This window comes from Jiangella ureilytica (assembly GCF_004348545.1).
Lineage (GTDB): Bacteria > Actinomycetota > Actinomycetes > Jiangellales > Jiangellaceae > Jiangella > Jiangella ureilytica.
This window is the reverse complement of the sequence record NZ_SMKL01000041.1, coordinates 47,305-54,119: the sequence shown is the minus strand read 5'-3', so window position 1 is coordinate 54,119 and position 6,815 is coordinate 47,305. Positions and strand designations below refer to the sequence as shown.

General features: G+C 74.9%; 5 protein-coding genes. All 5 read right to left on the bottom strand.

Going from position 1 to position 6,815, the window contains the following annotated elements:
• Positions 1-194: 194 nt before the first annotated feature.
• Positions 195-1,412: a winged helix-turn-helix domain-containing protein gene (locus tag E1212_RS18185; protein WP_131984997.1), complete on the bottom strand. Its 1,218-nt coding sequence runs from the start codon at positions 1,410-1,412 to the stop codon at positions 195-197.
• Between the two features lie 108 nt (positions 1,413-1,520).
• Positions 1,521-2,168 carry a ribosome hibernation-promoting factor, HPF/YfiA family gene (gene hpf, locus E1212_RS18180; protein WP_131984995.1) on the bottom strand — a complete coding sequence of 216 codons (648 nt, stop codon included), beginning with the start codon at positions 2,166-2,168 and terminating at the stop codon, positions 1,521-1,523.
• Between the two features lie 184 nt (positions 2,169-2,352).
• The gene (locus E1212_RS18175; protein ID WP_131984993.1) at positions 2,353-3,075 is read right to left on the bottom strand and encodes a ComF family protein; all 723 of its coding nucleotides are present in this window, start codon (positions 3,073-3,075) and stop codon (positions 2,353-2,355) included.
• Positions 3,076-3,199: 124 nt separating this feature from the next.
• On the bottom strand, positions 3,200-4,963 hold the full coding sequence (locus E1212_RS18170; RefSeq protein ID WP_131984991.1) for an LpqB family beta-propeller domain-containing protein: 1,764 nt from the start codon (positions 4,961-4,963) through the stop codon (positions 3,200-3,202).
• Entirely contained in the window at positions 4,956-6,815 is a 1,860-nt protein-coding gene (gene mtrB, locus E1212_RS18165; RefSeq protein WP_131984989.1) for an MtrAB system histidine kinase MtrB, read from the bottom strand. The genes E1212_RS18170 and mtrB overlap by 8 nt, the downstream gene beginning before the upstream one ends.

Below are 6,815 nucleotides of genomic sequence, written 5' to 3'. Positions count from 1 at the left end.
TCGCCAGACTCCCCCCGTCCCCCTGATAGCTGCCCGTTCTTAGGCCGCGCGGGCGCGGTCAAGTCCAAGCGCCCCCAGGGCGCGCGGACTTGAGGGCACCCGCGCGGCTTAAGAGAATGGGCAGCAGGGGGACGGGGGAACCCCACGCAACCACACGCCCCCAACGACCCCCACGTCCGTGTCGACCCCCGGCGTCAGGCGGCGGCGCGCAGCAGGGCGTCCTGAAGCGGGGCGGCGAGGTCGCCGCGGCCGGTGACCGTGACGCCGGACAGGTCGAGCCAGCCGGCCATGGACACCAGCTCGTCGGCCAGCTCCTCGGCGGTGTCGGCCGGCGAGCCGGGCTCGGCCCACGCCGACTGGACCAGCAGGACCCCGGCCTGCCGGTCGGCTTTGAGGTCGACCCGGGCCACGAGCGCGTCGCCGAGCAGGAACGGCAGCACGTAGTACCCGTGGACCCGCTTGGCCGGCGGGACGTAGATCTCGAGCCGGTAGCGGAAGCCGAACAGCGCCTCGGTGCGGGCGCGTTCCCAGATGAGGGAGTCGAACGGGCTCAGCAGCGCCCGGGCGTCGACCCGGCGCGGCACCCGGGCGTCGCAGTGCAGGTAGCCGGGGCGCTTCCAGCCCTCGACGGTGACCGGCAGCAGCTCGCCGGCCTCGACCAGCTGCGCGACCGCCAGCTTGGCGCCGTCGACGGAGAGCCGGAAGTAGTCGCGCAGGCACTGCTCGGACCCGACGCCGTGGGCGCGGGCGGCGATGCGGACCAACTCGCGATGCGACTCCTCCTCGGACGGGTCGGGCACCGCGAGGACCTGGCGCGGCAGGACCCGCTCGGGGATGTCGTAGAGCCGGGCGAACGAGCCGTTGCGCCCGGCCGACGTGACCTCGCCGGACCAGAACAGGTACTCGAGCGCCGTCTTGACGTCGGACCAGTTCCAGCCCCAGTCGGTCTTCTCGCGCGGGGCGTCGTGCTCGATATCGCCCGCCGTGACGGGGCCGAGGCGCTTCACCTCTTCGAGCACCCAGGCCACGAACTCGGGCTTCTCGCGCGCCAGCCGCCGGATGCCGCCCCAGGCCAGCTGGTCGGCCCGGGCCATGCGCGCCCGCAGGTAGGGCTGGGTGCGCACCGGCACCATGGACGCCTCGTGCGCCCAGTACTCGAACAGCATGCGCGGCGACTTGTTGACCGCGCGGTCGACCTCGGCCCGCGGATAGGGGCCGAGCCGGCTGAAGAACGGCAGGTAGTGCGAGCGGGACAGGACGTTGACGGAGTCGATCTGCACGACGCCGACGCGGTCGGCCACGCGGCGGACGGCCCGCCGGTCGGGCGCCTCGGGGCGCGCGTCGGCGAAGCCCTGCGCCGCCAGCGCCACCCGCCGGGCCGCGGCGATCGACAGCTTCTCTCGTCGAGCCATGCCCGCGAAGCTACCAGCGCCCACCGACAGGGTCCGGCCGCTGGAATCGCGCCGCAACGGACATCGGCACGCCCTCCGCGAGGACGTGCCGATGCCGTGGAGCGAGGGTCAGACGTCGAGCCGGATGACGCCGTAGTCGTAGCCGCGGCGCCGGTAGACGACGCTGGGCATCTTGGACTCGGCGTCGACGAACAGGTAGAAGTCGTGCCCGACCAGCTCCATCTCGTAGAGCGCCTGGTCGAGCGTCATGGGCTCGGCCCGGTGGGTCTTCTCGCGCACGACCATGGGCCCGGTGTCGGGAACGGCGTAGCCGTCGGGCACGGCGTAGTCGTCGGGGCGGTCCTCGACGGCGGTGGCGGCGGACACGGCCGGCGCCGGCTGCGGGGGGATGGGTGCGACGCGGTCGAGACCGGCGGTGGCGGCGGCCACCGAGATGGGCGTGCGGCTGCCGCGGTGGACGCGGCGGCGGTCGGCGGCCTTGCGCAGCCGGCCGATGAGCTTGTCGGTGGCGAGGTCGAGTGCGGCGTACCGATCGGCGGCGGCGGCCTCGGCCCGGATGACGGGGCCCTTGGAGTGGAGGGTCAGCTCGACCCGTTCGGACTGGTCGGTCTGGCGTGGGTTGGCCTCGGCCGTGATCTCGACGTCGACGCGGATGACCTTGTGCGCGATCTTGTCGAGTTTGGAGAGCTTCTCCGTGACGTGATTGCGGAACCGCTCCGGCACGGTCGTGTGACGGCCCTTGATGACGATATCCACTCGAAACCTCCCGGTCGTGTGGCTTCAGACGGGCGAGCGACACCCACGCGCTCGCATGACCGGGATACGCACCCGGCCCTCCCGAGAGTTCAGGGATCAGCAATGGGTGCCATGCACAAACGTTAGCCGTTCGACGCCCTCAGTACACCTGGATCGTCGCGATTCGTGCTAACCGCGACCGACTTCACACGACGGCCACGACCACCGCCCCGCACGGTCGCACGCCGGCCTCGGCCAGCGCCCGCGCGCTCTCGCGCAACGTGGCCCCGGTGGTCACGATGTCGTCGACGATGACGACGCAGCCGCCGCGGGCGACCCGGGCCGCCGAGCGCCGGCATGCCAGCGAGCCGCGCAGGTTGCGCTCGCGTTCGCGCCGGGCCAGCCCGGCCTGGTCGGCGACCCGCCGGCGGTGCCGCAGCGCCGGCGCGACGGCCCCGCCCTGACCGGACCGGCGCAGCGTGGCGGCGGCCCGGCGAGCGGAGCGCAGGACCGGGTCGTGGCCGCGCCGGCGCACGGCGCGGCGGGCCGACGGGACCGGGACGAGCACCACCGGCCGGTCGCCGTGGGCCGGGTGCCCGCAGCCGCCCGGCGCCGCCAGCAGCGCCGTGACGGCGACCGCCAGCGCGTCGCCCAGCGGGACCGCCAGCGGCAGCCGTCCGTGCTCCTTGTGCTCGAGGATGGCCGCGCGGACGGCGCCCGCATAGGCCGCGGCACCGGCGAGCGGGAGGTCGGGCCGGCCGGGCACCGTCAGCACCCGGGTGGCGGGGCCGAGCAGGGCGGACCGGCACGCGGGGCAGAGCAGGCCGGGGCGCTCGCCGCAGCCGGCGCAGGCGCTGCCGAGCGCGAGGTCGGCGGCGGCCGGCACCAGCCCGGCCACGGCCCGCCGGAGCCGGGCGAGAACGATCATGCGCCCATCATGCCGTCCGGCTCCGACAACGCCGGGCCCCCGACACGATCACCCGAGTCTCACCACGATCGCAGGCGTGGTGCGACACGAGATCTCGTGCTGAACGCGATCATTCCGAGGGGGGTCAGCCGGGGTAGGCGGGGTGGCGCCCGGGGCCGAGCTCGATCCAGGTGTTGCTGGAGCGCTGCAGGTAGAGGACGCCGTCGGCGGACTGGAGCACCGTGGGGAGGCCGGGCGAGCCGGCCACCCGCTCGCCGTCCTCGACCTGCAGGCCGCGTGGCACGACCTCCTGCCCCGACAGCGTGGCGAGGTACGGCTGGGTCGTCGACGTCTCGGCGCCGGCCGTCTGCGTGTGGGCGAGGACGACGACGGCGTCGGCGGCGCTCCAGGACGGGCTGGAGGAGCTCCAGGCGACGTCCTCGGCGACGCCGGCCGGGCCGACGGGCCGCGCGTCCCCGATGCGGACGGTGCCGGCGTCGACGTCGCGGATGACGTTGGCGACCTCGGCCAGTCCGCCGACGACCAGCGCGACCCGGGCGCCGTCGGGCGAGACCGCCAGCCGCGTGATGTCGCGGCCGGCCAGCTCGGGGTCGAGCAGCACCTCGAGCGGCTGCCCGTCGGGCTGGGTGACGATCAGGCCGGGGCCCGGGACGCCGTGGTCGACCGCCCAGACGAGGCCGGTGCGGTCCCACGCCAGGGAGCTGAGGTCGATGCCCTGGAAGAGGGTCTCGAGCTGCTCCTCCTCGCCGAACGACGCGGCCTGCACCACGGTGCCGCTCGCGGCGTCGCCGGTGATGACGACGGCGCGGTGGCCGCCCTGGTTCACCGCGATCTCGCTGATGCCGGGCAGGTCCCCGAGCGGTCCGGCCACCGGCGCCGTCTCGCCGTCGGTCACGCTCACCACGCCGGTGTCGCCGACGGCGAACAGCGGGGTGCCGGGGTTCAGCACGGCGGGGTCGTAGCCGCTCATCTCCGGGTCGCGCGGCGTCAGGGGCTCGCTCTGCGCCAGCGGCGCGCCGGAGGAGACCAGCACCCTGACCGCCTCGACCTCGGGGAGCGCGCCGAGCGTCCAGATGAGCTGCGCGGCCATGCGCTCGCGCTCCTCGGGCCCGGCCAGCGCGACCTCGGGGCTCAGGTCGACGGTGGCGATGCCGTCGCGCACGGGGACGGAGTCGATGCCGAGCTCGGCGCCCTCGGGAAACGCCGTGACGACGGCGGGCGCCAGCCAGTCGGTCGGCCCGGCCAGCACCCGGCGGGCCAGCAGGGTGGCGGTCGCGTCGTTCGCCGTGCGAGGCAGGTACACGACGTCGGGCACCAGCACCTCGAACCGCGGGTCGAAGAAGTACACGTTGCGGGCCTGGTACTCGCGGTCGAAGCTGAAGTCGTCGATGAGGATGCCGTCGGCGGGGTTCGCGATGCGCCACTCGCCGTCCTCCTGCACCAGCTGCAGCTCCGACGACCGGTCCCGGTCAGGGGTGTCGAGCAGTTCGCGGAACGAGCCGTCGCTGCCGACCGCGCCGCGCACCGTCATGCGGACGTGCACGGTGTCGGTCCCGACCAGCTGGGTGTCCGGCCGGGCCTCGTAGAACACCGTGACGCCGGCGGACGGGTCCCACTGCCGGGCCGCCTCCTCGCTGAGGAACTCGCGCGCGGTCTCGTAGCCCGGCTCATAGGAGGCCATCGCCTCGATGAAGCCGTCGACGATCTCGACCGGCGTCATGCCCGGCTCGGGCGGCGCCTCGGAGACCTCGATGAACCGGCGCTGCTCCTCGAGCGGCTCGACGGCGCCGGCGTCGATGACCGGGCCGGACGTCGGGATCTCGCTGCACCCGGCGGCGACGGCGGACGCGGCCAGCAGGGCGGCGACGAGGGCGGCGCGGCTACGCACGACGGGTCGCCTCCTCTGCGGGCTCGGCGGAGGCGGCTGGCGGCGGCTGCGGCTGCGGCGACGACGGCGTGGGCTGCGGCGCCGGGGCCGACGCGGCCGAGGACACCGGCGACGGCGACGCGGTGCCGTCGGGCTCGGCCGGCACCGTCGCGGCGACGCGGCGGTACGGCGCGCCGATGGCGCTGGGATCCATGAGCCCGCCGTCGCCGACGTCGTCGGGCACCAGGGCCAGCGGCGCGGAGTGCAGGTCGTCGCCGGCCACCAGGGGCAGCGTGAGCCGGAACTGCGACCCGTCGCCGGGCTCGCCCCACGCCTGCAGCCAGCCGCCGTGCAGCCGGGCGTCCTCGAGCGCGATGGACAGGCCCAGGCCGGTGCCGCCGGTGGTCCGGGCCCGCGCCGGGTCGGCCCGCCAGAACCGGTGGAAGACCAGCGAGGACTCCCCGGGCTTGAGGCCGACGCCGTGGTCGCGGACGGTGATCGCGACGGCGTGGTCGTCGGCGGCCACCGCGATGCGCACGTCGCGGCCCTCGCCGTGCTCGACGGCGTTGACGACCAGGTTGCGCACGATGCGCTCGATGCGGCGGGCGTCGACCTCGGCCACGGCCGGCTCGACCGGCACGTCGACCACCAGGTCGCTGCCCTTCTCGACGGCCAGCGGCGTGGCGGCGTCGACGACCTTGTGGACGATGTCGCGGACGTCGTGGCGCGCGGCGTTGAGGGCGGCGGCGCCGGCGTCGAACCGGCTGATCTCGAGCAGGTCGGTGAGCAGCGCCTCGAACCGGTCCAGCTGGGCCTGCAGCAGCTCGACGGAGCGCTCGACGACGGGGTCGAAGTCGCCCCGCGACTCGTAGAGGACGTCGGCGGCCATGCGCACCGTCGTCAGCGGCGTGCGCAGCTCGTGCGAGACGTCGGAGACGAACCGCTGCTGCATGCGCGACAGCTCTTCCAGCTGCCCGATCTGGTGCTGCAGGCTGGCCGCCATCTGGTTGAAGCTCATGGCCAGCCGGGCGAGGTCGTCGCGGCCGCGCACCGCCATGCGCTCGGCCAGGTTGCCGGCCGAGAACCGCTCGGCGATGCGCGCGGCCAGCCGCACCGGTGTGACCACCTGGCGCGCGACCAGCCAGGCCAGCGCGCACAGCAGCACGACCAGCAGCACGCCGGCCGTGGCCAGCGCCGTCAGCACGAGGTCGATGGTCTGCTGCTGCTCGGTGAGCGGGAACAGGTAGTAGAGCTCGTAGGCGCCGCCGAACGGGTCGATGATGCGTCCGCCGACCGCCAGGCCCGGCACCGCCGGCGCGTCGGGGTAGTGGATCGACGTGTAGGTGCGGAAGACCCGGTCCTCGTCGCGCACCCGCTCGCGCAGCTCCGCCGGCACGCTGTCGGCGGTGGCGCCGGACCGGTACGTCTGCCCGCCCTCGGCGCTGAGCACGACGATCTCGTACAGCGGCTGGCTGGCCGCGGACGTGCTGCCGCCGGCCGCGAGCGTCTCGGCGATCTGCACGAGCACTCGGCGCAGCTCGCCGGAGGCGCCGTCGGTGGTGGCGAGCTGGCGCTGGGCGTTGTCGATGCCCGCGGCGGCGTCGGCGACCGCGGCGTCGGCGTGCGCGTCGAGCAGGCCGTCGGTGATCTGCCGCGACAGCGTGACGCCGAGCAGCGACACCACGACGACCGACAGCGCCAGCGTCGCCGTGATGACCCGCAGCTGGATCGAGCGCTGCCACGCGCCCCGGACCAACTGCCAGGGCCGCATGGCCCACTGGGCCAGGCGTGGCAGCAGCCGCGACAGCGTGTCGGCGCCGGCCGCGCCCGCCGCTGCCGCCCGCTCCCCGTCGCCGGCCACGGGACCGATCAT

Coding starts and splice junctions, on each gene's coding strand:
- E1212_RS18185 (WP_131984997.1), bottom strand. CDS start 1,412: ATGGCTCGACGAGAGAAGCTGTCGATCGCCGCGGCCCGGCGGGTGGCG.
- E1212_RS18175 (WP_131984993.1), bottom strand. CDS start 3,075: ATGATCGTTCTCGCCCGGCTCCGGCGGGCCGTGGCCGGGCTGGTGCCG.
- mtrB (WP_131984989.1), bottom strand. CDS start 6,815: ATGATCGGTCCCGTGGCCGGCGACGGGGAGCGGGCGGCAGCGGCGGGC.